21 protein-coding genes are annotated in these 24,005 nt (G+C 38.2%); 17 read left to right on the top strand and 4 right to left on the bottom strand.

The window, feature by feature from the left end:
• The first annotated feature begins 296 nt into the window (after window positions 1-296).
• The 7 genes from ACTQZM_RS04330 (at window position 297) to ACTQZM_RS04300 (ending at window position 4,406) form a co-directional block, all read left to right on the top strand.
• On the top strand, window positions 297-518 hold the full coding sequence (locus ACTQZM_RS04330; protein WP_441653009.1) for a helix-turn-helix transcriptional regulator: 222 nt from the start codon (window positions 297-299) through the stop codon (window positions 516-518).
• Window positions 505-1,266 carry a DUF3169 family protein gene (locus ACTQZM_RS04325; protein WP_441653008.1) on the top strand — a complete coding sequence of 254 codons (762 nt, stop codon included), beginning with the start codon at window positions 505-507 and terminating at the stop codon, window positions 1,264-1,266. Before ACTQZM_RS04330 ends, ACTQZM_RS04325 begins: the two co-directional genes overlap by 14 nt.
• A 28-nt stretch (window positions 1,267-1,294) precedes the next feature.
• Window positions 1,295-2,194, top strand: a complete 900-nt coding sequence (locus ACTQZM_RS04320) for an ABC transporter ATP-binding protein (protein ID WP_441653007.1) — start codon at window positions 1,295-1,297, stop codon at window positions 2,192-2,194.
• Window positions 2,187-3,449: an ABC transporter permease gene (locus ACTQZM_RS04315; protein WP_441653006.1), complete on the top strand. Its 1,263-nt coding sequence runs from the start codon at window positions 2,187-2,189 to the stop codon at window positions 3,447-3,449. The genes ACTQZM_RS04320 and ACTQZM_RS04315 overlap by 8 nt, the downstream gene beginning before the upstream one ends.
• A 179-nt stretch (window positions 3,450-3,628) precedes the next feature.
• Entirely contained in the window at window positions 3,629-3,826 is a 198-nt protein-coding gene (locus ACTQZM_RS04310; RefSeq protein WP_243190908.1) for a hypothetical protein, read from the top strand.
• A 167-nt stretch (window positions 3,827-3,993) separates the two neighbouring features.
• Complete coding sequence (locus tag ACTQZM_RS04305; protein ID WP_322388757.1) at window positions 3,994-4,089, top strand: type II toxin-antitoxin system YafQ family toxin; 96 nt, start codon at window positions 3,994-3,996, stop codon at window positions 4,087-4,089.
• A 74-nt stretch (window positions 4,090-4,163) separates the two neighbouring features.
• Window positions 4,164-4,406, top strand: a complete 243-nt coding sequence (locus ACTQZM_RS04300; protein WP_047241710.1) for a hypothetical protein — start codon at window positions 4,164-4,166, stop codon at window positions 4,404-4,406.
• A 47-nt stretch (window positions 4,407-4,453) separates the two neighbouring features.
• Here ACTQZM_RS04300 and ACTQZM_RS04295 read toward each other — a convergent pair whose 3' ends face one another.
• Complete coding sequence (locus tag ACTQZM_RS04295) at window positions 4,454-5,293, bottom strand: Cof-type HAD-IIB family hydrolase (protein ID WP_441653005.1); 840 nt, start codon at window positions 5,291-5,293, stop codon at window positions 4,454-4,456.
• Window positions 5,294-5,533: 240 nt separating this feature from the next.
• Here ACTQZM_RS04295 and gor point away from each other — a divergent pair, with 240 nt between their 5' ends.
• The 8 genes from gor to ACTQZM_RS04255 all read left to right on the top strand — a co-directional run bounded on the left by gor (window position 5,534) and on the right by ACTQZM_RS04255 (window position 17,954).
• Entirely contained in the window at window positions 5,534-6,880 is a 1,347-nt protein-coding gene (gene gor / locus ACTQZM_RS04290) for a glutathione-disulfide reductase (protein WP_441653010.1), read from the top strand.
• 141 nt (window positions 6,881-7,021) lie between these two features.
• Window positions 7,022-7,933 carry a LysR family transcriptional regulator gene (locus tag ACTQZM_RS04285; protein ID WP_171312088.1) on the top strand — a complete coding sequence of 304 codons (912 nt, stop codon included), beginning with the start codon at window positions 7,022-7,024 and terminating at the stop codon, window positions 7,931-7,933.
• A 1,270-nt stretch (window positions 7,934-9,203) separates the two neighbouring features.
• Window positions 9,204-10,646 (top strand): cytochrome ubiquinol oxidase subunit I, encoded by a 1,443-nt coding sequence (locus ACTQZM_RS04280; protein WP_113827467.1) that lies wholly within the window; start codon window positions 9,204-9,206, stop codon window positions 10,644-10,646.
• A complete protein-coding gene (cydB, locus tag ACTQZM_RS04275; RefSeq protein ID WP_248625524.1) occupies window positions 10,639-11,655 on the top strand; it encodes a cytochrome d ubiquinol oxidase subunit II in 1,017 nt (338 codons plus the stop codon). The genes ACTQZM_RS04280 and cydB overlap by 8 nt, the downstream gene beginning before the upstream one ends.
• The gene (cydD, locus tag ACTQZM_RS04270; protein ID WP_441653004.1) at window positions 11,652-13,373 is read left to right on the top strand and encodes a thiol reductant ABC exporter subunit CydD; all 1,722 of its coding nucleotides are present in this window, start codon (window positions 11,652-11,654) and stop codon (window positions 13,371-13,373) included. Before cydB ends, cydD begins: the two co-directional genes overlap by 4 nt.
• Window positions 13,366-15,120 (top strand): thiol reductant ABC exporter subunit CydC, encoded by a 1,755-nt coding sequence (gene cydC, locus ACTQZM_RS04265; protein ID WP_441653003.1) that lies wholly within the window; start codon window positions 13,366-13,368, stop codon window positions 15,118-15,120. The genes cydD and cydC overlap by 8 nt, the downstream gene beginning before the upstream one ends.
• 541 nt (window positions 15,121-15,661) lie before the next feature.
• Window positions 15,662-17,125 carry a peptide MFS transporter gene (locus tag ACTQZM_RS04260; protein WP_441653002.1) on the top strand — a complete coding sequence of 488 codons (1,464 nt, stop codon included), beginning with the start codon at window positions 15,662-15,664 and terminating at the stop codon, window positions 17,123-17,125.
• Window positions 17,126-17,351: 226 nt separating this feature from the next.
• Window positions 17,352-17,954: a histidine phosphatase family protein gene (locus ACTQZM_RS04255; RefSeq protein ID WP_441653001.1), complete on the top strand. Its 603-nt coding sequence runs from the start codon at window positions 17,352-17,354 to the stop codon at window positions 17,952-17,954.
• A gap of 53 nt (window positions 17,955-18,007) precedes the next feature.
• Here the strand turns inward: ACTQZM_RS04255 and ACTQZM_RS04250 are convergent, their stop codons facing one another.
• Window positions 18,008-19,999: a KUP/HAK/KT family potassium transporter gene (locus ACTQZM_RS04250; protein ID WP_441653000.1), complete on the bottom strand. Its 1,992-nt coding sequence runs from the start codon at window positions 19,997-19,999 to the stop codon at window positions 18,008-18,010.
• 243 nt (window positions 20,000-20,242) lie between these two features.
• Between ACTQZM_RS04250 and ACTQZM_RS04245 the strand changes: the two genes are divergently transcribed.
• Window positions 20,243-20,815, top strand: coding sequence for a uracil-DNA glycosylase family protein (locus ACTQZM_RS04245; protein WP_016250377.1), 573 nt, complete (start codon window positions 20,243-20,245; stop codon window positions 20,813-20,815).
• A gap of 43 nt (window positions 20,816-20,858) precedes the next feature.
• Here ACTQZM_RS04245 and ACTQZM_RS04240 read toward each other — a convergent pair whose 3' ends face one another.
• On the bottom strand, window positions 20,859-21,584 hold the full coding sequence (locus ACTQZM_RS04240; protein WP_113784883.1) for a DUF554 domain-containing protein: 726 nt from the start codon (window positions 21,582-21,584) through the stop codon (window positions 20,859-20,861).
• A 154-nt stretch (window positions 21,585-21,738) separates the two neighbouring features.
• Window positions 21,739-22,842 carry a UDP-galactopyranose mutase gene (gene glf / locus ACTQZM_RS04235; protein ID WP_441652999.1) on the bottom strand — a complete coding sequence of 368 codons (1,104 nt, stop codon included), beginning with the start codon at window positions 22,840-22,842 and terminating at the stop codon, window positions 21,739-21,741.
• 181 nt (window positions 22,843-23,023) lie between these two features.
• On the opposite strand from glf, the gene ACTQZM_RS04230 reads away from it, so the two are divergent.
• Window positions 23,024-23,857 (top strand): VOC family protein, encoded by an 834-nt coding sequence (locus tag ACTQZM_RS04230; protein ID WP_441652998.1) that lies wholly within the window; start codon window positions 23,024-23,026, stop codon window positions 23,855-23,857.
• Window positions 23,858-24,005 lie beyond the last annotated feature (148 nt).

Genomic DNA, 24,005 nt, shown 5'->3' with positions numbered 1-24,005 from the left:
GGTCGACTTAATTATAGAGGAAACAGATGTCTTTTTCTATTATTATGAGTATAAAAAAAGATATTTAGTGTTATCCTCCGTTTGAGTAACAACACTAAATATCTTAGACCCGGTTTTTTTTGCTTTGAGAAGGGTTGAAAAAAATACGAACCTTCCTTCCTTTACTAGCGCCTTTGCCAAAAATGACAAAAAAACTTGTCAAAAACGATTGACAAGAATAGTTGTCAATGTTAGAGTGTAGATGACAAGGATATTTGTCAAAAATGATTCAAAAAAGAATATCGAGGTGGGGGAAGATGGGACTGATTAACCATTTAAAAGAGTATCGTTCTTCTTTAGGATTGAATCAAACCGAGCTTGGCAAATTAGCGGGGGTATCTAGGCAAACCATTAGTTTAATCGAGCGTGGTGACTATTCACCCTCTGTGGCCCTTGCCCTAAAAATTGCTCAAATTTGCCAAGCCAAAGTAGAAGACATTTTTCAATTAGAGGAGGATGACGAAGATGAAAAAGGATAAGGTGTTGAAGAAATGGGTAGGCAAAACGATGAAATTTGCTTTATTAGGCGCTGTGATTGGTCTGGTAGGATCAATTATCGGAGGATTGAATCGTAGTTTTTGGCATATCGATTTAAATCAGTTTAAATTATTTTTACAACAAGCTTTTGTTTATCTCTTTTTGTTTGGATGTATCGTTACGAATATCGTGTTGGGGATTTACTATGGAAAAACGAAGCGGACTGTACAAAGGATTGTCCAAGCAGAGGAAGAGGCATTGGATTTTTTAGAAGATAAATTTGAAATACAGTTTGCTCGTGGTCAGATTTTGGCGGCTGTGAGTATCTGTTTCTTCATCTTGGGTGCGTGCTTATTAAATACAATTATTGAGATAGATATCTATCTTATCATTGCAGTTTTATATATTTTCAATTTTTTCTATATCGACTATGTTATTATCCAGTTGTATCGTCTATCCATTAAGGTTTATCCTGAGAAAAGTAAGGCTGATCCGACTTCGGTGAATTATTTAGAGCAATGGTTATCCTATAGTGATGAAGCCGAAAAAGAACTCACTTACCAAAGCGCCTATTCAACGTTTAGTAAAATGCAAATCGTTTTTATTATTGCGATGTTTCTTGCGTTTATCGGCCAATTACTTTTCGATACAGGATTTTTTGCAGTACTGATAGTTACCGCGTTATTTGCGACGTTTAATATTTTATTCCAAGTTTATTATTTAAAGTTACGTAAACAAAAATTAAATTGAAAGATGATTCATTAAAGAGGTGTTTGCTGTGTTAAGTGTACGAAATTTATCCAAGACTTTTGGGGATTACAAAGCGTTGGATCAGCTATCCTTTACCATTGAACCGGGCTCGATTTTAGGATTAATTGGTCAAAATGGTGCAGGGAAAACCACGACTTTCCGCTTGATTTTAGATTTTTTACAAGCAGATGAAGGGGAAGTGTTATTCAACGGTCATCCAATCGGGGAAGCAGACTATAATTTCATTGGCTATTTACCTGAAGAGCGTGGATTGTATCCGAAGTTAACGATAGAAGAGCAATTATTATTTTTTGCAGAGTTACGGGGCAAATCAAGGAAAGAAATCGCCCCACAAATTGACGGTTGGCTCGAAAAATTCCAAGTAAAAGGCAAGAAAACCGATAAAGTTCAGACGCTCTCAAAAGGGAATCAGCAAAAAGTTCAGCTAATTGCGACCTTAATTCATCAGCCGAAGTTAGTGATTTTAGATGAACCATTTAGCGGCTTGGATCCGGTAAATGCTCAAATTATGAAAAATGCGATTATCGAATTGCGCCAATCCAATGCTTGTGTCATTTTTTCAAGTCATAATATGGACAATGTCGAGCAAATTTGTGACCAGTTAATTATGCTGAAAAATGGGCAAACCGTCCTACATGGCAAAGTCGATGAAATCAGAGAATCCTTTGGTCGTAGTCGTTTATATTTAGAAGGCGATTATACCGAGTATCATTTTGAGACTTTACCAGGTGTAGCAAAAGTCGAGACCCACCAAGCCAATCGCACTATTTTGCATTTGTCAGATCCTGAAGTAGGAAAAGAAATCTTCCAAATGGTGACTAAAGACGGCTATATTCCGATGTTTATTCAGCAGCCACCAACCTTAGAAGAGATTTTCAAGATGAAAGCAGGTGCGGAAAATGAGTAAGTTTTGGATTATTGCATTAAATGTTTATAAAAAACAAGTACGTTCGGCTGCCTTTTTGATTATGGTGTTGGCGCCACTTGTAATTGGTGCTTTATATTATGGCATGGGTAAATTTATGAGTGACGCGTCTAGCATTGACAAAATTGGTGTGTATGACCAACAGATGGTGCTTGCCAACGCCTTGAGCCAATCAAAGGAATTCGAATTTATTGCGATGAAATCTGAAAAGGCCGGTGAAAAGCAACTGGCAGAGGATAAAATTGATGCCTTCTTAATTTTAGATACTTCAAAAGAGGTCCTTGAAGCAAAATTATTGGCCAAAGATAGTGTGGAAACCAGTACGCAGCTGAAATTGCGCATGATGTTAAGTCAAATCCAACGCCAAGTTTCTGCCCAAAAGTTAGGGTTAAGTGCGCAACAATTGGCCCAACTCGACCAACAAGTGCCACTTACGGTGAATAAAGTGACCGTCAATGATCAAGGCCACTTAACGAAAAAACAAGAAGATGGCGCAGCGGTTCAGATGATTATCGGATTTGCCTGCACGATTATTTTATTCTTGTTTATTGCTAATTATGCCAATATTATCGCCCAAGAAATTGCGACGGAAAAAGGTAGTCGGATTATGGAAATTATTTTATCGAGTACCAAGGCAAGCACGCATTATTATGGAAAAATCATGGGGGTCATCTTGGTTGGTTTGACGCAGATGGCTGTCTACATTCCCGTCTTTTTGTTTGGTTTATATCAATTCAAGGATAATGAGCAACTGGCGCCATTTTTAGCAAGTGTGGATTTTGGGGCGCACTTTAGTTGGACTTTATTTTTAAATATTGTCTTAGTGGCGCTGTTTGTCTTGACGGGAATTGTCCAATATGCGGTCTTATCAGCGGTGGCAGGCTCTCTTGTCAATCGCGCAGAAGAAACCTCCAAAGCCATTATGCCGGTGATGTATTTGGCGATGATTGGCTATTTTGGCGGCTTGGTCTTTAGCTTTACCAATACGCAAAGTCCGATTTTAACCATTACTTCTTATATTCCATATTGGTCTAGTTTTGCGATGCCACTTAGAATTGTCAATGAAGTGGTCAGCTATCCAGGTGCTTTCATCAGTTTAGCGCTAAATATCGTGATTAGTACCGTGGTGATGGTCTTATCAGCGAAAATGTATAAAGCCAATGTCCTCGTTTACAATGACCGTGGGGTATTGGCGGCCTTTAAACAATCCATCAAATTAATGAAAACCGTGAAATAACTCAAAAATGTGTAGTAAGGTGAAATATTCTTGCTACACATTTTTAACTCTTTGTGAATAAACTAAATAAAGAATAATCTCTGTTTTCATTTGTAGTTTCATACTAATTCATTCACTTTTATCACAATGAATGATATATTATAGTTGAAGTCAGCTTTTTTTATTAAAAGAATGGAGCGATGAAAATGTCTGCAAAAGTGGATGAATTAACTAGGATGATTAATGGTCTCAATGCTGAAGAACTTGACTTAATTATTGAATATATCTATACACTAAAAGATTTAGAAAACATCAAAGCACGGTTAGACGTAGAAAGCGGAAATACAGAAGCGTTTGATAGTGTAGAAGAATGGTGGCAGAGTATCAATGAAGATTAGGCAAACTCCTGCATTTAAAAGAGACTTGAAAAGATACAAAAAGAAGCACTATGATATTACTAAAGTTAAAGTTGCTGTCGAATGCATTATTTCAAAGGATACTTATAAGTTAAAGACATAAGGACCATTCGCTAAAAGGAAATTGGCAAGGATATAGAGAGTTACATATTGAAAATGATTGGCTTTTGATTTATAAAATAGAGAAAGAAAGTATAACTTTGGTGTTAACTAGAACGGGTAAACATGATGATTTATTTGATTGATACTTCAGAAAATAGCTTTCTTTTTGTGAAAGTGTTATCATATAAATAAATAAACCATAGAATCGAGGCAGGAAATGAATTTCAACAATATGCATAATGTTCGTCAATACAAAATCGAATTAACCGCAGATGCCCCCAATATCGACATCGTGGCTTTGAAGAATTTTGGGGTCTGGATGAATCCCTATGATAAGTTTTACGTACTGACCTTAACGGATGCAGAAAGTCCTTATACACATTCACAACTTTTTATTCAGGACTTTTTCAAAAAAACAGGCTTAAAGCAAAATCAAGTCACGATTCAAGCGCAATATTAAGGCAAAAAAGGCTCAACCTCATTTTCAAGGCTGAGCGTTTTTTTTTGTTAGATTAAACCTAATTTTTCAAAAGCATGGGCAAGTCCATCGTCTTCTACTGCATCGGTAATAAAATCGGCCATAGCTTTGATTTCTTCGCCACCATTGCCCATTGCGACACCAATTTGGCAATATTCAAGCATCGGAATATCGACCTTCGCATCTCCAAAGGCAATCGTATCTGTCTTTGAAGCGTGCAGATGGTCAAGTAAAACATCAATGGCATGCGCTTTGGTAATGTCTTTCACACCTAAATCACCAAACAAGGCTGTTTCGCCAACACCACCCCATGTGCCAGCTTTTAGATGGGCAAAGGCTTGTTTGCTTGCTTCATGGTCTTCATAAGAGTTGAGGATAAAGCTGATTTTATTCACATCATCCCGATACAGCTTCCCACCGAAAACGACGCCATGTAGCACGTCTTCTACTTCTTGATCAGCTACTTCTTCTAGCTTTTTTCCTTTTTTCAGTGCGTATTTTTTCATGACTGGACGCGCCACTTCACGAAAGTTTTCACTCGCAAAAAGCCCGTTATTGCTCTCGATGTAAAATTCTAATTGCCGCTCATGCAACCAATCGACAATTTCACGAACATCTTTGGCAGACAACATTTGATGCATAATCACCTTGCCGTCATGTTCGACATAGGCCCCGTTGCCCCCAATCATCCCATCCAGTCCGATATTTAAAATATAATCGGGCATTTCCGCTTTACTTCGCCCAGTGCATGCGTAAACTAGATGCCCATTTGCCCGTGCCTTTTGAATAGCCAGTTTGGCAGATTCAGGCAACGTGTTATCATAATCTACTAAAGTCCCATCAACATCGAGAAAAATAATTTTTGACATAGTACCTCTTCCTTTGTTGTTTTCTTATCTTTATCGTATCAAAAGGTGTGTGAATTGATAAGCGTTTACAGTGGAATTCAAATAGTATTTACAAAATAATAGCAAAAAATATATGCAATTTGTAAATGTTGTTTCGCCAATGGCAGATATTTTGGGGATTTTTCAAGGTTATGTTATACTCAAAGCAAATATTCAACCAAAAAGTGTTGAAAATAATTTTTTAAGGTGATGTAAATGAGTATACCAACTTATGATTATATTGTTATTGGTGGCGGGAGTGGGGGAATTGCCTCTGCGAACCGAGCTGCGATGCGTGGTGCTAAAGTGTTATTGATTGAAAGTCGTCATCTAGGGGGTACCTGTGTGAATGTCGGCTGTGTCCCTAAAAAGGTGATGTGGCAAGCGAGTCATGTGATTGAAGCTGTGGAAAAAGAAGCAGCAGGCTACGGTATTTATGCACATGTGGATAAGTTTGATTTCGCAAAACTTGTGGAAAACCGTGAAAAGTATATTGAATTTCTACATGGTGCGTACCAAAGAGGCCTTGATAGCAATAAAGTTGAAGTTATTCACGGTTATGCACAATTTGTGGATAACCATGTGATTTCTGTGGACAACCAACAATTTTATGGGGAAAACATTTTGATTGCGACCGGAGCTAGACCGATGCCCTTAGCGATTCCTGGTGGCGAATATGCGAAAAACTCCGATGATTTCTTTGCTTTAACTAAGTTACCTAAGCATGTTTTGATTTTAGGGGCTGGTTATATTGCGGCAGAATTGGCCGGTGTGATGCATGGTTTAGGTTCACAGGTGACTTGGGCGTATCGCAAAGCACGACCATTGCGCCAGTTTGACACCCAAATAATCGAATCTTTAGTGAATTTATATCAAGCGCGCGGCATTACGACTAAGGCCAATCATGTACCAGCCAAAATCGAAAAGACAGCTAGCGGTTATGAAGTGACTTTTGAAAATGGTGCGGTTATTGCGACAGATTATGTATTGTTTGCCGGAGGACGCGTGCCAAATGTGGAAAAGATTGGTTTGGAAAATACGGATGTCAAGCTGGATGACCGAGGCTTTATTGCAGTGGATAAATATCAAAAGACAAGCGTGGATCATATTTTTGCAGTGGGCGATGTGATTGGTAAATTAGAATTAACCCCAGTGGCAATTGCGGCTGGACGTCGATTGTCTGAGCGTTTATTCAATGGTCAAACCGATGCGCATTTGGATTACAATTTAGTACCAACTGTGATTTTCACGCATCCAGCTATTGCAACAATTGGCGATAGTGAAGAAGCAGCCATTGAAAAATATGGTGCCGAAAATATCAAAGTGTATCGCTCCACTTTCACACCGATGCATTATGCGTTAAGCGACTTCCGCGAAAAATCTGTGATGAAACTAGTCTGCTTAGGTGAAGAAGAAAAAATTATCGGACTTCATGGCATTGGCGTAGGAGTCGATGAAATGCTTCAAGGCTTTGCGGTGGCGATTAAAATGGGCGCAACCAAAGCCGATTTTGACAACACCGTAGCCATCCACCCAACCGGCGCCGAAGAATTTGTGACAATGAGATAAAGGTTATGAGGTAGCTTGCTTAGACGCGAGTTGCGAAGCGTGATAGATAAAGGCTATCAAATGAAAGTCTAGAAGTTGTTCACAAATGAGCAGATAAAAAGGTATAATGGGAAAAAAGGAAGGTAAAAAGGTGGTTTTAGGATGAATATTCAACAAATGCGTTATGTGACGGCGATTGCGAATAATGGGAGTTTTCGAGAAGCAGCCAAAAAACTCTATGTATCGCAACCGAGTCTGTCCCATGCGATTAAAGAATTAGAACAAGAATTAAATGTGCAACTATTTGAACGCACGAGTCAAGGGGCCTATCTGACTAAAGAAGGTAGCGATTTTTTCCAATATGCGCAACAAATTTTATCGCAAGTGGAGTTGCTTGAAAATCGTTATGCCACGAAAAGCGATCATACCAAGCATTTTTCGATTGCCAGTCAGCACTATGATTTCTTATCTATTATTCTAAGCGAGATGATTCAGGATTTTCCAGAGTGTGAATCTTTCCGCATATACGAAAATACGACTTTGAGCGTGATTAAAGATGTGGAAGAATATCGTAGTGAATTGGGTATTTTATATCTGAATGCTTCCAATAAAGTAGCTTTAGAGCGGATGTTTAAGGCTAGTGAGCTGACTTATGAGGTGTTGCATGAGTTTCAAACGCATATCTTTTTAGGTGAAAATCATCCTTTAGCGACCAAAGCAGAGATTACCTTAGATGATTTAATGCCTTATCCGCAAATCCGTTTCTCACAAGAAAGTGACCATTATACTTATTTTTCAGAGGATTTATTGGATTTTCCAGAGGTGGTGCAGGTCATTCACGCCTCTGACCGCGCGACATTAACCGGTATCTTAACACGCACAAATGCCTATGGTTCTGGCTCTGGCTTGGTAGAAGATGGGCCTTCGCAGGGGATTTTACTGATTCCGCTAGCCAATGCGCCGAAAAGTCAGTTAATTGCGATTCATCAAAAAGACCGTGTCCTTTCAGATATGGCGGAAAGCTTTTTGACGCGACTGAAAGACTATTTACAACATTTTCATCCATCAAAATAAACCAGGGACTTGCTCTCTGGTTTTTGTGTAAATATGGGAAATAATAGATAAAATTCTCAAAATTAAGTGAAATTATATAGCGAAAAAAGAGAAAATGATTGGGGTATTTCTGTTCTTATTTAAAATTAATTTGTGATAGAATAAGTTTTGAGATATGCAGTTATGGCGGTTGCAAATTCAACTGGAAGTAGGTGGTGCTTATGCAAAATCTATCAGAAAGGAGATTTGCTTTCATGTCAGCCAGCGACATTATTGCGATTATTTCAATCGTAGTTGCGGTGATTTTTGGTACGCTATCATTAGTGATCTAAATCATAGGTTTAATCCTAGGCAACAATGGCAAGAAAAAATAGCCGTCCTCTAACTTTTTCGCTACGTTAGAACGGCTATTTTGCCAAGTATAAATATGCGACCGTCAAAAACGGACTATCTCTGATAAGGGGGATTGTACCAGCAGTCCCTCTTTTCATTTGTATTCTAGCATACTTTTTTTTATTTGTCGATTTTTTTTAATTTTACAACTATAAAACCAGGGACTTATTCTCTGGTTTTTGTGTAAATATGGAAAATAAGGCAAGAAAAATAGCCGTTCCTCTAACTTAATTTTTTCGCGAGGTTAGAACGGCTATTTTGCCTAAATAACTATGCGACCGTCAAAAACGGACGATTGCTTTCATCTACATTATAGCAAATTTTTTAAAAATAGCTAGGCATCGACCAAAAAACTTCACCCCGAACTAGAAAATCCCCACAAGAATGTCCGTGGTTGCTATTTAAATACTGATATCTACATGTTTATCTCTGTTCAAAAATAAATAAATGTTATCTTAAATTTTCATAAAGTTGAAAAATAGGGATAAATTTGATAGGTTGATAAAATTTATAATTATTCTAACTAAAAAATAGATAACGTACATTAAAATATCTTTTGTTTTGTATTTTTATGAAAATGGGTCAAATGATAAAATTTTTACATAGCAATTGTTCTTTTTATTTGATATTTCAATAAAAACTTATGATAAAGTGCGAAATAAAATCTTTGAAAATATAAGAAAAAAGTATACAATAAAGCTATAGAGTGAATGTATTTTCATTATTTTTATCACTCGGACAAACTTTTTGTTGATTTCACTGATAAGCCGTTTGAAATAAGTGAGTACAGCGAAAAGCCGTTTGTTTGTAGCAAGTCCGATGTCTGATGATGAGATTTGCTTTATTCGTCACTGCTTGAAGTTTTTCGAGCAAATCATTTTATATTGGAGGATTTGAAATGGATATTGTGTCATTAGCACGTTTCCAATTTGCGATGACAACAGTGTTTCACTATTTCTTCGTACCCTTTTCTATCGGTACCGCTTTAGTAATTTCTGTGATGGAAACACTGTATGTTGTTAAAAAGGACGAAATGTACAAAAAGATGGCTAAGTTCTGGGGAAATATTTTTCTTCTAAGCTTTGCGGTCGGTGTCGTTACTGGTATTATTCAAGAATTCCAATTCGGGATGAACTGGTCAGATTATTCTCGATTCGTTGGTGATATTTTCGGTGCACCGCTAGCTGTTGAAGCCCTATTAGCTTTCTTTATGGAATCAACTTTCTTAGGACTATGGATGTTTACTTGGAAGCGAGTAAGTCCTAAACTTCACGTAGTCTTTATTTGGTTGGTAACATTAGGTTCGATGTTATCTGCCTTGTGGATTTTAATTGCCAATGCGTTCATGCAACACCCAACAGGCTATGCACTACGTAATGGTCGCGCGGAAATGACTGATTTCTTCGCTTTAATTAAAAACCCACAAACTTGGTATGAATACTCACACGTCATTACTGCGGCGATTACAATGGGTGGGATTATTGTTGCTGGATTAACGGCTTTCCAATTATTACGCAACAAAAATCTTACAGACAAATTCAAAGACTTCTACCGCAAATCTATTCGTGTAGGGTTAACCGTTGCTTTAGTCGGTTCATTAGGCGTGTTACTTGCTGGGGACTTACAAATGAAAGACTTAGTAGAAACACAACCAATGAAATTAGCTGCCACTGAAGGAGCTTACGAAAAGACCAATGCTTGGACCATCGTCGGCTGGGCAGATGAATTAAACAAACAAGAAGTCTTTGGGGTGAAAGTGCCTTACATGTTAGGGATTTTAGCTTTCAATAACCCAAATAAAGAAATCAAAGGGATGAACGAATTAAACGAACAGTTCCAAAAAGATTTCAAAGATCAAGTAGCAGCTTACAAAAAATCAACGGGTGAAGATTTGAACTTCTACCCACCAGTAAATGCTTTGTTCTGGAGCTTCCGTGTGATGGCTGGCTTTGGCGTATTGATGCTTTTAGTTTCAATCGTTGGACTAGTGATGACAAGAAAACCAGATCCAAGTCTATTTAAGAAACGTTGGGTCATTTGGGTCATGGCTTTAACGACTTTTGCGCCATTCTTAGCTAATACAACTGGTTGGTTAATTACTGAATTAGGTCGTTATCCATGGACAGTTTATGGTGTATTTACCATCATGGATAGTGTGTCACCAAATGTATCTACTACTTCATTATTAATTTCTAATACGATTTACTTCTTACTATTTACAGGATTAGCTGCTGTGATGGTGACTTTAGTGGTCAAAGAAGTTCGCAAAGGCCCTGAATTAGAAGAAGTCGCAGTAGAAAGTCCGGTCGATCCATTTGAAGGAGGTGCCGTTCATGAGTAATTTACAACTTTTATGGTTCTTCTTAATTGGTGTATTATTCTCAGGTTATTTCTTTTTAGAAGGTTTTGACTATGGTGTGGGCATGTCTATGCATACATTAGCCAAAAATGAAAAAGAAAGAGATCAATTAGTTGCGACAATCGGCCCAGTTTGGGATGGAAATGAAGTTTGGTTATTAACTGCTGGTGGAGCGATGTTTGCGTCATTTCCTTTCTGGTATGCCTCATTGTTCAGTGGTTATTACCTACTATTGTTCACGATTTTATTTGGTTTAATCATCCGTGGGGTTTCATTTGAATTCCGTCACAAAGTCGAACCAAGTAAAAAGAATTTCTGGAACTGGACATTAACGATTGGTAGTTTTATCGTGCCATTCTTCTTTGGGATTATCTTTATCAGCATGATTCAAGGAATGCCTTTAGATGCCAATGGAAATATGACTGCTCACTTTACAGATTACTTTAATATTTTCTCTATCGTGGGTGGCGTTGCTTTAACTTTACTTTGCTACTTACACGGCTTAAACTATATCGCGCTAAAAACAGATGGCCCAATCCGTCATCGTGCGCGCGATTATGCGAAAGTTTTATATTACGTACTTTACGCAGGTTTAGTCGTATTTGCGATTCTATTATACTTACAAACAGACTTCTTTAAACTACACTTTGCAACAACTTTAGCTTTAGTGGTGTTAATCGTGTTATTAACGGTTTTTGCAAATATTTCAGTCTTAAAAGGAAAAGAATTAGCAGCCTTTTTAGCCAGTGGTTTAACTTTAGTCTCACTAGTGGCTTTACTATTTACTGGTTTATTCCCACGTGTGATGATTAGTTCAATCAGTTCTAAATTTGACTTATTGATTAAGAATGCTTCTTCAACACCTTACACCTTGAAGATTATGAGTATTGTCGCAATTACTTTATTACCATTTGTCTTAGCTTACTTTGCTTGGACATACTATATCTTCAGAAAACGTGTGACTGCTGATGTAGCGGGGTATGAAGAATGATAGATAAGGCAATTATGCGCCTTGAAAAAATTAGACAAATGTTTGGGTTGCTTGCAGGATTTGCTTTCTTGCAAGCAATCTTTATCATTGGCCAAGCATGGATGTTAAGTGCGGCGATTACTCATTTATGGGAAGGTCACACACTTAAAGAAGTCGGACTTTACGTGCTTGGTTTTTTCCTATTTTTCATGGCTCGACATGTGATTACTTACTTGCGTGAACGACTTTTAGATAATTATGCGCAAGAACAAGCCAAAAAGCTACGTACCCAATTATTGCAAAAAATCTTTAAACTTGGTCCTACCGTGGTTCAAGCACATGGTACGGGAAATGTAACGACTATGACCGTAGATGGTATCAGTCAAGTCGAAAATTATATACATCTGATTTTAGCCAAGATGATGAATATGATGATTGTGCCTTGGGTGATTTTAGTCGTGGTCTTTTACTATGACTGGGTCAGTGGCGTGATTTTGCTTTTAGTATTTCCATTAATTATCATTTTTATGATTGTATTAGGATATGCTGCTCAAGCCAAGGCCGACCGTCAATATCGTTCCTTCCAAATTTTATCGAACCATTTCATCGATTCGTTGCGTGGGATTGATACGTTGAAACTATTTGGCATGAGTAAATCTTATGAAAAAGGCATCTATCAAACCAGTGAACAATTCCGGAAAGCGACCATGTCTACGTTAAGGATTGCGATTTTGTCCACCTTTGCTTTAGATTTCTTTACGACATTATCAGTAGCGATTGTGGCGGTCTTTTTAGGTTTGCGTTTGTTAAATGCGGAAATCTTATTATTCCCAGCATTGACGGTTCTTATTTTAGCACCAGAATATTTCTTGCCGGTTCGTGATTTTTCAAGTGATTATCATGCGACTTTAGATGGGAAAAATGCGATGACAGCGATTCGTGAAATTTTAGAATTACCCGAAAATGAAGTGGAACAAATCGCCATTGCTCCTTGGAATGAATCCTCAACGCTTGATTTAAGTGAGCTTTCCTTTGATTATGGTCAAGGCTCAGGCTTACAACCAGTGAATTTACAAGTAAGTGGCTACCAAAAAATTGGCGTCATTGGGATGAGTGGTTCAGGGAAGTCCACGCTGATGAATGTCATGAGTGGCTTTTTAACACCTAAGCAAGGCTCGATTCTCTTTAATGGCGAAGAAACGACTAGCTTTAAACAAGAAGATTGGCAAAAGCAGTTGATTTATATTCCGCAAAATCCTTATGTTTTCCGGGCAAGTTTACGAGAAAATATTGCCTTTTATACACCAGAAGCTGATGATGCGGCGATTATGCAAGCCATTGAAGTTGCTGGGCTTAGCGAATTGTTCGCCCAATTACCAGATGGCTTGGATACCTTAATCGGTGAAGGGGCACGGAGTCTAAGTGGGGGTCAAGCACAGCGAATTGCCTTAGCACGGGCCTTTTTAGATAAGAATCGCAAAGTGTTGATTTTAGATGAACCAACTGCCCATTTGGATATTGAAACCGAGGTCGAATTAAAGAATCAGATGTTACCGCTAATGGAAAATCGTTTGGTCTTTTTTGCGACTCACCGTATGCACTGGATGCACCAAATGGATTATATTTTAGTCTTAGAAGAAGGAAAATTAGTCGAGGCGGGAACCTTTAACGAATTAACCGAAAAACGGGGCGCCTTCTTTGAACTAACGAAGAAAATGCGAGGTGAACGTCATGTCTAAAATTCCTATCCTAAAAGCTTTTGAAAAGGATACCTGGGTTAAACCATACCTTCAACGTTATAAAGCACCTTTGATGTTGGCAATTTTCTTAGGATTTTGTACGTTCTTTAGTGCCGGCGCTTTAATGTTCAACTCAGGATACTTAATTAGTAAGTCGGCTTCATTACCGGAAAATATTTTACTGGTTTATGTGCCGATTGTCTTAACGCGGGCCTTTGGGGTGAGTCGTCCGGTCTTTCGCTATATCGAACGTTTAACGAGTCATAACTGGGTATTGAAGATGACCTCTAAACTTCGTCGCAAACTGTACCATACTTTAGAAAAAGATGCGATGGTCTTTAAGCAAAAGTATCGTATGGGAGATATTTTGGGCTTATTAGCAGAAGACATTCAATATATTCAAAACCTTTATTTGCGGACGATTTTCCCATTGATTATTGCCTTGATTTTATATGCCTTTATCGTCATCGCAGTCGGTATGTTCTCTATCTTTTTTGCCTTGTATTTAGCCTTGTTGCTCTTTATCTTGGTTATTGTTTTGCCTGTTTGGTCCGTGGTTGTCAATGGGGCGCGCCAAGAAAGAGAAAAAACGCTTAAAACAGAATTATATACGGATTTGACCGATAATGTGCTAGGTGTTGCGGATTGGATTTTCAGTCAACGTGGAAGTGAGTATGTCGATACGCATTTACAAGTCGAGCAAGAACTCTATCAAGTGCAAGATCAAAAACGCCTCTTTAACAGACGAGTGCAGGTCTTATTCCAATTGATTTATAGTTTTGTCGTGATTGGTTTAATCGTTTGGACTTCGCAGCGTTTTGTCGGAAATCATGGGGGCGCAGCGAACTGGATTGCGGCTTTTGTATTAAGTGCTTTTCCAGTGGTGGATGCTTTTGTGGTGTTACCTGAAGCGATGCAAGAAAGCAATGTCTATAAAGATTCCATCAATCGTTTAAATGCCTTAGATGAAACACCTGATGAAGCACCTAAAACCATAGAAGTGACCGATACACGTATTCAAGTGGAGGATTTGAGTTTTAGCTATGATCATCATCTTGTTTTGGATCGCTTGGACTTAACGATTGAACCAGGTGAAAAAATTGCGATTTTAGGTAAGAGTGGCTCAGGGAAGAGTACGTTGGCTAGTTTGATTCGCGGAGATTTGAAACCGCAAAATGGACTGTTAACGCTTGGTGGTGTGCCGACTTATCAGTTTGGTGATGCGATGAGTCATTACATCAGCGTCATTCAGCAAGCACCTTATTTATTCCATACGACGATTTTAAATAATGTCCGTATGGCAAACACGAATAAGAGTGAAGAAGAAGTTTGGCAAGTGCTAGAACGAGTTGGTTTGAAAAAATTAGTCGAACAATTGCCAGAAGGATTACATACCATGGTGGATGAAGCTGGCTTGCGTTTTTCAGGTGGAGAGCGTCATCGAATGGCTTTAGCACGTATTTTATTACAAGATACCCCGATTGTTTTACTCGATGAACCAACTGTCGGCCTTGATCCATTAACTGAGCAAGCCTTAATCGATACGTTCTTTAGTCAGCTGCAAGATAAGACCGTGATTTGGATTACCCACCATCTACAAGGAATCGAAATCATGGACCGCGTCATTTTCATTGAAGATGGCCGCCTAGAAATGTCTGGAACCCCCGCTGCCTTAGCCCAAAACAACGCACGCTTCCAACAACTCAAAGCCATAGATGAAGGAAAGGTTGTGAACCAGCTCGTTTAGACATGAAGAAATTCGTGTGTTTACCTACCGCTGAGAAAATCGGATGGTAAAAAAGCTCGTTTCATAATAATCATAAAAAATCGTTGCATTTTCGGGTGCAACGATTTTTTTGCGTCGTATAAGGATTTTCGGTCAATTCCCACTATTTTTATCCAACGATTATGCAACGAAAAATTTACGTTGGATGAATAGTTGCAACGATTTATAAAATTTCAGATGTTTTGTATATTCGAAAGGCTTTCAATTGTCAGACTATTAAGAAAACAAGTGTAATAAATAACTAATATTTGGTATAGGATATTAATTATTAAAAATATCTCGAATAAAAATGAATAAATTATGATAAAAAATAATTTTCTTTCATATAAAAATGTCTATACAATAAAATTAATAGAAATTTTTCGAGATGCAAGTTGTGATAAATTAAGATATTCTCTTTTTTATTACATAACACTATAATTAGGGGTAAAATATTTATTGTCTTTTTTTATTTGGCTGAATCTAAACAGTCAGTACATAATTATTGTATAGGAGGTCTTCGATGCAAAACGAAGAAAAAACTTTTTTAGGTCAACCTAGAGGACTCGCCACCTTGTTCTTCACGGAGATGTGGGAACGATTTTCATATTATGGGATGCGTGCGATTTTACTGTATTTCATGTATGATCAAGTCACGAATGGCGGTCTAGGATTACCAAAATCAACAGCCGTAGCCATTATGTCGGTTTACGGTGCGTTAGTGTATATGTCTAGTATTTTAGGTGGTTGGTTATCAGACCGACTATTTGGTTCGCATAAGACCGTCTTTTACGGTGGCGTATTTATCATGTTTGGTCATATCGTCTTGGCTTTACCATTAGCTGTGATTGGCCTTTTCGTTTCAATGATTTTAATCGTCATCGGTACCGGGATGCTTAAGGCCAATGTTTCAGGTATGGTAGGTCATCTATACTCTAAAGAAGATTTACGCCGCGATGCAGGTTTTTCGATTTTTTATATGGGCATTAATATCGGTTCGCTACTTGCCCCGATTATTGTCGGAACAGTCGGTCAAGGCTACAGCTATCATCTAGGCTTTGGGATTGCTGCGGTAGGGATGTTTATCGGACTTTTAGTTTACTACTTCCAAGGCAAATCTACATTAAACGGCATTGCGACTCAGCCAACGAATCCAATTGAAGGTACCGAGCGTCAAAAAGTATTTCGTACCATTGCGCTATTAATTGTAGCCGTCTTAGTTATTTTTGTCGGTGCCTATGCTTTAGGGGTGCTAACGATTGATTTCTTTGTGAACTTTGTCAGCGTGGTGGGGATTGCGATTCCGATTATCTACTTTACTCGTATGTTAGTTTCTGATGAAGTGACTGCCGAGGAAAAATCAAAGGTACGTGCTTATATCCCACTATTTCTTGCGGCGATTATTTTCTGGTCCTTAGAAGAACAAGGCTCATCCATTTTAGCTTTATTTGCTAGTGAAAGAACCCAAGCAACTTTCTTTGGCTTTACCATTCCAGCTAGTTGGTATCAAACGCTCAACCCATTATTCGTTGTGTTAATGACACCGTTCTTTGTGTGGTTATGGTCTAAAATGGGCAAGAAACAACCATCAACCGTTGTGAAATTCTCAATTGGTTTAGTCTTAGCCGGTCTTTCTTTTGTGCTATTAATGTTACCAGGGATGCTTTATGGCGTAGAAGGTCGCGTCAGTCCATTATGGTTAATCGGTAGCTTCTTCATTATGATTGCGGGGGAAATGTGTCTATCTCCAGTTGGTTTATCCGTAACGACTAAATTAGCACCAAAAGCCTTTGAAGCGCAAACTTTAGCGATTTGGTTATTGGCTGATGCATCTTCACAAGTCATCAATGCGCAAATTGCTCGCTTTTATACCCCGCAAACCGAGTCCGCTTATTACGGGATTGTCGGTGCGGTTGCGGTGATTGCCGGAATTATCCTGTACTTCAATCGCAAACCTATCCAAAAATTAATGGGAAATATTCATTAAAAATAAAATGCCATTCTCGCAATCACGTGAGAACGGCATTTTTTATTATTTACGATACATATCAAAACGTCCGATGTGTATCGAACGAATACTTTCAGCACCAGGCAAAGCAGGTAGATTCTCTATCGAACTTTATCGATACATCAATTCAAAAGGAGCAAAGACTGGTCAATAAAAGCAAACTCTTGTATCATAAAAGAAAAACAGCGAAGAAAAGAGTGTAAGTATGACAAGATTTTATTTTTTACGACATGGTATTACTGAAATTAATGAACAACGGCGCTTTAATGGGGGGCGTGTGGATTCGCCGTTAACACCAGAAGGCATCGAACAAACCAAAAGATTACGTCCTTTTTTTGAAGGGATAGATTTTGCGGCTATTTATGTATCGCCTCAATTTCGTGCGCAAACGACTTTACAATTAGCCGTCAATCCGCAGCAATATGTGGTCGATGAACGTTTGCGTGAGTTTTATTTTGGCGATTGGGAAGGAATCTTGTTTGAAGAAGTCCCACAAGAAACCCGCCAACTTTATCGTGATCATCCGGAAGCTTTTCCGACTGCAGACTATCAGATGGAATCTTATGAAGAAGTTTTCGCTCGTGGTAAGGCTGTTGTTGATGAGTTAGCAAGACGTTTTCCAGATGGTCATGTGCTAATAGCCGGTCATGGTGTTCATTTGACGTTGTTAATTCAATGTTTATTAGGGAATGGTATCGCTGATTTTCGTAAAGATGGTTTACTACCTAATGCGAGTGTGACGATTGTAGATTATCAGTTACACACATCACAGGCACAACTGATTCAATGGGCAATCACGGGTAAATAAAAAAGCACCCTAGCAAGAAAATTTTGCTCCTTGCTAGGGTGAGAAATAGCGAATTATCCTTTTTTAGCAAATAAACATTCTTCTAGATAAATTTTTCTTTTTTTACCTACATTTAATGGAATTGTTTCATGAACCACATCGCTATACTGTAAACCAAACCATTTTTCTGGTGCGACGGTAAACTTTTTGATTAAAAGCCTTGTTTGCATGATTTGTCTTTGCCAACGTGATAAGGTGGTCAAATTAGATAATTCCTCGCGAATGAGTACAAAGCGGAAGTCACCCACTTTTCTTCCAGGAGTGAGTGAGTATTTTTGTGGTTGCTCTGGTAATCGTTTTTGATCCATTAGCTCTTGGATAATTTGGCGTAAGTAAATATTGACTTCCTGAGCCACGCGGAACCCTAAAAATAGCTGTACTTTGACTACAAAATTAGTTCCCATCATATCAATAGCATATTTTTTTGTATACGGCTCATCAGTAACGACAACACTGACGAACCAATAAACTTTTGCTCGCTTGACTTTTTTATCAAGAATAGAGTAAAGATATTGTTGTGCAATTTTTTCACCTTGCAGTTGAGGAACCAAAAAGACCAGATTGGTTTGATAAGTCGGAATAGACTCATCTGTAGTTAATTGCTTAAGTTGAGGTAAATAGTCTTTTAGGTTGACTGCACGAATATTTTGTTCTTGAATTTCATTACTTTGATACCAGATATACATGATGCTTAAAATAAATAATGCCAATAAGACAGCAACAAAGCCACCATGAATAAATTTTACGAGACTGGCCAGTAAGAAAATACTTTCAATACTAGTGAAAAATAAAAATACGATGAATGCAAATACTTTATACACGTGCTTAACTAGTAAAAATTGGTAAAGCAAAATAGTAGTCATCAACATTGTTACCGTAATGGCTAATCCATAAGCTGCTTCCATGCGACTAGATGTTTGAAATCCTAAAACAATGCCACTGCAGCCAATTAATAACAACCAATTTACTGTAGGAATATACATTTGCCCAATACTTTTTCCAGGATAACGAATTTGTAATTTAGGTAGTAATTTTAATTTAATTGCTTCAGAAACTAAAGTAAATGAACCAGTAATTAATGCTTGTGAAGCAATGATGGCAGCTAGGGTTGCTAAAATAATCGCTATTAAGCGTGCGTGTTCAGGTACCATAGCAAAAAAGGGATTTTCCATCTGTAAATGTTGCGCATGTTGTAAGATCCAATTTGCTTGTCCCATGTAGTTCAATTGCAAACAGATGAAAACAAAAGGCCAACTTAGCCGAATATTATTTTTACCAACATGTCCCATATCAGAGTATAAAGCTTCTGCACCCGTCGTTGCCAGAAAAACACTTCCTAAAATAAAAATACCCAGATGATTTTCCGGACGATAGAATAGTAAATCCCAGGCATATTTAGGATGAATGGCGGTTAAGATACTAACATCATGGCTGATTTGTAATAAACCACATATGCCTAGAAAACTAAACCATAATAACATAACTGGACCAAAGGCTTTACCTACAATGTCTGTTCCAAATTGTTGAATGAAAAATAAAAACATTAAAATACCTAGTGTAATCAATAAAATTCCTTGCTGATGAAGGTCAAAAAATGAGCTCAGCATAGGGAGTCCTTTTAACCCTTCAACGGCTGAAGTAACGGTTACTGCAGGAGTTAGTATCCCGTCTGCTAAAATAGCGGCACCACCAATCATAGCCGGGACGATTAACCATTTTTTTTGCTTGCGTAAGAGTGTGTATAAAGAAAAGATGCCACCTTCACCATGATTGTCTGCTTTTAAAGCGAGAAATACATATTTGACAGTGGTAAGCAAAGTAACCGTCCAAAAAATAAGTGAAATAACGCCAAAGATAAATGGACGACTAATAATTCCTTGATTGCCATGGATAATTTCTTTCATTACATAAAGTGGACTAGTACCAATGTCTCCATAAACAATCCCTAAGGCTAATAGAATACCTGCTGTTGTACTGGTAGTAGGTCGTATGTGTTGTGCTTTCATTTTTTATTCACGGATACCTAAAATTAGGAAGAATACTTGCATTTCCATTGCTATCCGGCCTTTATAAACTGTTAAAAACAGAATAATTCTACGCTGAAAGAATTCATGTTACAATAGTTTTGAAAACTATTAAGAAAATAAGTGGATTGTCTTTTTGAAACCTGTTTATTTTCATCTTTTGCATAATAAAAATTATTAAATAGAGCTTTATACGAAAAAAATTAGTTTAAAAGAGGAATGTCGATGCAAACAATTAAACAATCAATCATGCAAGATGAAGCCAATCAAATTTATACACAACAGCAAATAGCGCCATTATATCAGGTGAGCCCTACAGCTAAAGTGCTTATTATAGGACAGGCACCTGGTCAAAAAGCCCAAGATCGTCAAAAATTATTTGCGGATGCGAGTGGGAATCGCTTAAGAGCATGGCTAGGGGTAGATGAGGAGCTGTTTTATGAAAGTGGTCAAATTGCGATTTTGCCAATGGACTTTTACTTTCCAGGAGCTGGTAAATCAGGGGACCTTCCACCTAGAAAAGGTTTTGCGCAAAAATGGCATCCTCTGCTATTAGAACAAATGCCGGATATTCAACTAACCCTTTTAATCGGACATTATGCGATGGAAAGATATCTAGGCATCAAAAAAAGCACTCCCTTAACACAAGTGGTGCAAGACTATCAGCGTTATTTGCCTACGTATTTTCCATTGATCCATCCTTCACCAAGAAATCAAATTTGGCAGAAAAAACATCCCTGGTTTGATCAAGAAGTGCTGCCTTGCTTAAAAAAACAAGTCGAAAATATTTTGAAATAAAAAAAGTCGCTCAGCCCACAAACTGAGTGACTTTTTGATTAAATTATAGCATCGGCATAATGATTGCTGTCCAGAGATAACTAAAAGGCATCGCGAACACCATCGCCGGAATCATATCAGCGGTTGGGAATTGTTTGATATTGACCATGCGAAATCCGGTAGCTAACATTAAAAAGCCACCCACTGCTTTGAAATCCGCGATCATTGTTGGGTTGGTTAGTGGAAAAATCAGCTTTGCACCAAGGAATAATAAAAAGAAAATGACAAATTGTGGCAAAGCAATCACGGATACTACATAGCCAAGATTACAAGCAAAAATCGCCGCGGTAAAGAAATCCAAAATCGACTTAGCAATCAATATGGTGTGGTCGCCAGTCATCCCTGCATCCAAACTTCCATAAATCCCAGTACCTGAAGCACAAAACAACACGATGATGGTAACGAGTTGAATTTGAAAAGCTTCTTGACTCATATGGGTTTGCTCACCGACTAGTTTACTGATTGGCTTTTGCATCACACTTGCTGCGCCTCGTAATCGTTGCTCTACATGAAAGGCTAATCCAACAGCAGTCCCAATAATGACCGCAAATACCACAGCGGGCATGTTTTTCATTAAGACAATACTACTGACACCCATTCCCATCGAACATAATCCAAAGATAAGGGTGATTTCTTGTTTGAAACGATCTGATAGCCGTTCTTCTAATAATCCGCCACAAATTCCTCCTAGAAAAATGGCAATACTATTGACGATAATTCCTACTGGCACAAATACCCCTCTTTTCAAGATGATTGAATGAGTAGATTCTAGCAAAAATGATGCCAAGAAACAAGGAGAACTGTAGAGGTAAATTTTCAGTACAGAGCAAGTTTTTGGTGCATAAAAAATCCCCACCACTTTCATTCAAAGTGCGGGGAAGGGTTTATTGAGCTAATTCTTGTTTCGCTACGTTTAAGGCAGCTTCAATGACTTTATGCATATCAAAGTACTGATACATACCCAAACGCCCACCAAAAATCACATTCGGATAGTCCTTAGCAAGCTGACAATATTTTTGATATAAGGCGGCATTTTCCGGTGTTTGTACGGGATAATAAGGTTCGTCGCCTTTTTGCCAATTCGCAGGATATTCTTTGGTAATCACCGTTTTTTCCTGTTGACCAAATTCAAAATGCTTATGTTCGATGATGCGCGTAAAAGGATATTTGGCATCAATATAATTAATGACCGCATTACCTTGATAATTGGCTTCATCTAGCAATTCATGTTCAAAGCGTAAAGAACGATACTCTAAAGGACCGTACCTGTAATCAAAAAACTGATCAATCATTCCGGTGAAAATAATTTTATCGTAATTGTTCAAATAGTCCGCTTTCTTAGCAAAAAAATCTGTCTTGAGATGCACGGTAATGTTTGGTAAATCGAGCATCTTCTCCACCATTTTCGTATAGCCACCAATCGGGATTCCCTGATATTTATCATTGAAATAGTTGTTATTAAAAGTCAATCTGACTGGCAGACGCTTGATGATAAACGGCGGCAATTCACTGCATTTACGGCCCCATTGTTTTTCGGTATATTCCTTAATCAACGTTTCGTAAATATCCGTTCCTACTAAATCAATCGCCTGTTCTTCTAAGTTTTCCGGTTTTTTCCCATGAAGGACTTGGCGCTGCTCATCGATTTTTGCTTGAACCTCTTTAGGTTTGGTTAATTTCCAAAGCTGATAAAAGGTGCTCATATTAAAAGGCAGAGAGTAGAGTTCGCCACGGCTGAAGGCAAACGGCGAATTGATAAAATGGTTAAATTCAGCAAACTGATTCACAAATTGCCAAACTTCTTCATTCGAGGTATGAAAAATGTGCGCGCCGTATTGATGGACCTGGATACCCGCTACTTCTTTGGTATAAATATTTCCGGCGAGATGGTCGCGTTTTTCGATGATGGTGATTTGATGTCCAGCTTTAGCGAGTTTGTGTGCCATCGTTGCCCCGAAAAGTCCCGCGCCGACAATTAAATAGTTCATGCTGCCACCCTTTCTTCTTTTTGATTTCATTATAGCACAGGTCATAAAGTTTCAATAAGTGAAGTTTCACAAGTCTGAGTTTTCGCAAAGGTATCTTTTGGGAAACTTACGGTAAAAAAAGTGCCTACTTCCTATCTGTTGGCTTTAGGTCTATAGTAAAGAGCAGAAAGAAGGAATATATATGTTACAATTAGGTCCCGTTTATCTCAATGTACTTGACTTACCAAGACTATCGCAGTTTTATCAAGAAGTTGTCGGGTTAAGTGTATTGTCCAAAACAAAAGAACAAATCGTATTAGGCATTCCGGCAGATCAGCGGCCATTAGTGATCTTGCAACAAGCCACTAAGGAAGATAAGCAAACAGCCGGACTTTATCATTTGGCGATTTTGGTACCGACACGGCTTGTACTCTCTGAAGTTTTGCATCATTTAATTCAATGTGGGGTGGCATTAGAAGGTGGGGCGGACCATGGCTATAGTGAAGCTTTGTATTTTCATGATTTAGAAGGTAATGGAATTGAAATTTATCGCGATAAACCGCAAAATCAGTGGGATGTCAGAAGCGATGGACGGATCATTGGCGTCACTGAAGAATTAGCCGCTCAAGAGATTTATGATATGATTTCGCAAGCACCTGAGCCCTTTTTCTTATCTCAAGGCACTAAGATGGGGCACGTTCATTTAGCAGTAGGCGATGCATTGGCTAGTTCCAAACGTTATCAAGCGTTACTCGATATGCAAGAAAAGCACCAATATGCCAAGGCTTCCTGGATTGCGAGCGGAAGTTATCATCATCATTTAGCTTTTAACCAGTGGCAACGACGTCATACAGTGCATCAAGACAAGCAAGCCGGACTTTCTAAAATCGGTTTTGTAAGTGACCAGGCAGCCGAACTTTTAGCCATCGCCAGTCGCGCCTCGAAGCTAGGGTTTCAAATCAAGCATCAAACCACCCGCCAACTTCAATTGCTAGATACAGACGGCATCGCGATTCAAATCGATTATCAAAATTAGATCGCTTTCTTGGCGGTCTTTTTTTGTGCTATACATATAGGAAGAAAAAGTGCGTTTTTACCTATATTTGTTTTTTTACTACGACTGAATAAATTGTTTGAATTGTAGATAAATCTCTTTCAATTGTTTGCATCATAAGGATTAACAT

Origin of the sequence: Enterococcus cecorum (assembly GCF_052119425.1) — a bacterium.
GTDB lineage: Bacteria > Bacillota > Bacilli > Lactobacillales > Enterococcaceae > Enterococcus_E > Enterococcus_E cecorum_C.
This window is presented reverse-complemented; position numbering and strand designations above follow the sequence as displayed.